Origin of the sequence: Bradyrhizobium sp. PRIMUS42, from assembly GCF_023006515.1 — a bacterium.
Lineage (GTDB): Bacteria > Pseudomonadota > Alphaproteobacteria > Rhizobiales > Xanthobacteraceae > Bradyrhizobium.
Map to the genome: position 1 here is coordinate 1 of NZ_JALBGZ010000618.1, position 3,757 is coordinate 3,757.

General features: G+C 65.0%; 1 protein-coding gene and 1 pseudogene. Both read left to right on the plus strand.

What is annotated here, in order from left to right; translation table 11 throughout:
• The coding region (gene ppdK, locus MOV75_RS30535; RefSeq protein WP_247007173.1) for a pyruvate, phosphate dikinase at window positions 1-2,793 on the plus strand (2,793 nt) is incomplete at its 5' end.
• A gap of 455 nt (window positions 2,794-3,248) precedes the next feature.
• A pseudogene (locus tag MOV75_RS30540) lies at window positions 3,249-3,757 on the plus strand (cell wall hydrolase); the annotation flags it as partial.

Here is a 3,757-nt window from a genome sequence, read left to right on the forward strand (position 1 = left end):
CCCGCTGCAAAGCCGGCGGCAAAGGCCGTGACCAAGGCGGCTCTGCCGAAGGTCGCTGCGAAGCCCGCGCCGAAGAAGGCTGCGCCCGCCAAGGCGGCGCCAGCAGCCATCAAGGCCGGCAAATGGGTGTACACATTCGGTGACGGCAAGGCCGAGGGCCGGACGGAAATGCGCGACCTTCTCGGCGGCAAGGGCGCGAACCTCGCCGAGATGGCCAATCTCGGCCTTCCCGTGCCTCCCGGCTTCACCATCCCGACCTCGGTCTGCACCTACTTCTACGCCCACGACAAATCCTATCCGAAGGAGTTGCAGGCACAGGTTGAGAAGGCACTCGACCATGTCGGCAAGTTGACCGGCAAGGTGTTCGGCGACACCAGGAACCCACTGCTCGTCTCGGTGCGCTCCGGCGCGCGCGCCTCGATGCCGGGCATGATGGACACGGTGCTGAACCTCGGCCTCAACGACCAGACCGTGGAAGCGCTGTCGGAATTGTCGGGCGACCGCCGCTTCGCCTATGACAGCTATCGTCGCTTCATCACCATGTATTCGGACGTGGTGCTCGGCTTCGAGCATCATCACTTCGAGGAAATCCTCGACACCTTCAAGGACGGTCAGGGCTACACGCTCGACACCGACCTTACCGCCGACGACTGGGTCGATCTGGTCGGCAAGTACAAGGACGCGGTCGCGCGCGAGACCGGCAAGGACTTCCCGCAGGATCCGCACGACCAGCTTTGGGGCGCGATCGGTGCCGTGTTCTCATCCTGGATGAACGCGCGCGCGGTGACCTACCGCAAGCTGCACGATATTCCGGCGTCCTGGGGCACCGCGGTCAACGTGCAGGCCATGGTGTTCGGCAACATGGGCGAGACCTCGGCGACCGGCGTTGCCTTCACCCGCAACCCCTCGACCGGCGAGAGCAAGCTGTACGGCGAGTTCCTGATCAACGCGCAAGGCGAGGACGTGGTGGCGGGCATCCGCACGCCGCAGGACATCACCGAGGAAGCGCGGAAAGAGTCGGGCTCAGACAAGGCGTCGATGGAAGCGGCGATGCCGGAGGCCTTCAAGGAGCTGACGCGGATCTACACGCTGCTCGAGAAGCACTACCGCGACATGCAGGACATGGAGTTCACGGTCGAGCAGGGCAAGCTGTGGATGCTCCAGACCCGCGGCGGCAAGCGTACTGCGAAAGCCGCGCTGCGCATCGCGGTCGAGCTCGCCAATGAAGGCCTGATCACCAAGAAGGAAGCGGTCACCCGCATCGATCCGGCTTCGCTCGACCAACTGCTGCATCCGACCATCGATCCCAACGCCAAGCGCGACGTGATCGCGACCGGCTTGCCGGCATCCCCGGGCGCGGCCTCCGGCGAGATCGTGTTCTCCTCGGATGAAGCGGCCAAGCTTCAGGCCGATGGGCGCAAGGTCATCCTGGTCCGCATCGAGACCAGCCCGGAAGACATTCACGGCATGCACGCCGCCGAAGGCATTTTGACCACGCGCGGCGGCATGACTTCGCACGCGGCGGTGGTCGCGCGCGGCATGGGCAAGCCCTGCGTCTCCGGCTGCGGCACCATCCGCGTCGATTACGGCCGCGGCACCATGAGCATCGGCTCGCGCACCTTCAAGACCGGCGACGTCATCACCATCGACGGCTCGCTCGGCCAGGTGCTGGCCGGCCGCATGCCGATGATCGAGCCGGAGCTGTCCGGCGAGTTCGGCACGCTGATGGCCTGGGCCGACCAGGTCCGCAAGATCGGCGTCCGCGTCAACGGCGACACGCCTGATGACGCGCGCACCGCGATCAAGTTCGGCGCCGAAGGCATCGGCCTGTGCCGCACCGAACACATGTTCTTCGAGGAGACCCGCATCCGCACCGTGCGCGAGATGATCCTCTCCGAGGACGAGCAGTCGCGCCGCGCCGCGCTCGCAAAACTGCTGCCGATGCAGCGCGCCGACTTCGTCGAGCTGTTCGAGATCATGAAGGGCCTGCCCGTCACGATCCGCTTGCTCGATCCGCCGCTGCACGAATTCCTGCCGCACACCCATGCCGAGGTCGAGGAAGTGGCGCGCGCCATGAACACCGACCCGCGGCGCCTCGCCGACCGCGCGCGTGAGCTCTCGGAATTCAATCCGATGCTCGGCTTCCGCGGCTGCCGTATCGCGATTGCGTACCCGGAGATCGCCGAGATGCAGGCGCGCGCGATCTTCGAGGCCGCGGTCGAGGCCGAGAAGCGTACCGGCAAGGCCGTCGGCCTCGAGGTGATGGTGCCGTTGATCGCCACCAAGATGGAGCTCGACCTCGTCAAGGCGCGGATCGATTCCACCGCACAGGCGGTGATGCGCGACACCAACACCAAGCTGGCCTATCAGGTCGGCACCATGATCGAGCTGCCGCGCGCCTGCCTGCTCGCGGCCGAGATCGCGCAGTCGGCCGAGTTCTTCTCGTTCGGCACCAACGACCTCACGCAGACGACCTATGGCATCAGCCGCGACGACGCGGCGAGCTTCCTCGGTCCCTACGTGACGAAGGGCATCCTCTCGGTCGATCCCTTTGTGGCGCTCGACCAGGAGGGCGTCGGCGAGCTCGTCAAGATCGGCGTCGCGCGCGGCCGCAAGACCCGCCCGAATCTCAAGGTCGGCATCTGCGGCGAGCACGGCGGCGATCCCGCCTCCGTCGCCTTCTGCCACGATATCGGCCTCGACTACGTGTCGTGTTCGCCCTACCGCGTGCCGATCGCCCGACTCGCCGCAGCGCAAGCCGCGCTCGGCAAGGCGATCGCAAGCCAGGCGTAAGACAGAACTAAAATGCTGGAATGAAAGAGGCGGGGCGAAAGCTCCGCCTCTTTTGTTATGCGCGACGCTCTCTCCGCTCGTCATTGCGAGCGCAGCGAAGCAATCCAGAATCTTCCCGCGGGGGCAGTCTGGATTGCTTCGTCGCAAGAGCTCCTCGCAATGACGGCGTGGAAGCGCTCCGCACAAACAAAGGGAACCACGCGTCCCGTATGATACGCGCTGTCAACGGTTCCTTCACCATTCGCGTTGACCGGTTGTTTACCGCTTCGCGTGAGGACGCGTTTACCACCGTGCGCGACGGCTCCGTGAAAACACCCGTGTTCGCTTGAGTGTGCTGGACGCGCAACGCCGATTAACGCCCCGGCAACCTAAATTAGATACTTACGATAAAGATCGAATTGCACGGATGTACTGCGGCTCGATTTTTCTGGCGTAAGCGTAGCGTGAGCGTAACGATGTCAGTGTTGCGTAACCATCCGAAGGGCGCGCGGTTCGCGTCCTTCGGAATCGGTCTCTGCATCTTCGCATTGATGCCGAGAGAGACCGGCTATCAGGACATTGCCTCTTTGCTGGCGCGGCAACCCGGCGTCGCCGAGCGTTGGCAGAAGCAGGTCTTTTCCGCAGCGTCCTCCATCCAGCTCGCCACCTACAGTTTTTCGCGCCCCATTGGCACCTCCGTTCCGCAGAGCGCGATGGTTCGCCTCGCGAGCATCGATGGTCGCGACGTCACCGGCGCGATCAACCGCAACCCGGCGCTACAGGCGCCGCCGCGCTACCAGGCCGCCGATTTTCCTAAGGTCGATCGCTCCATGAAGGGTGATCGCCTCGCAACCGTTACACCGACCGAGGCTCCCGAGACGGCCGCGCCAGCCGCGGCGCCGGCGCAGGAAGATCCCGCGACGTCGAACAGCTCGGTGTTCGGCACCAAGACCGCCGCGTTGCCACAGGCGATGTCGCCGGAGTC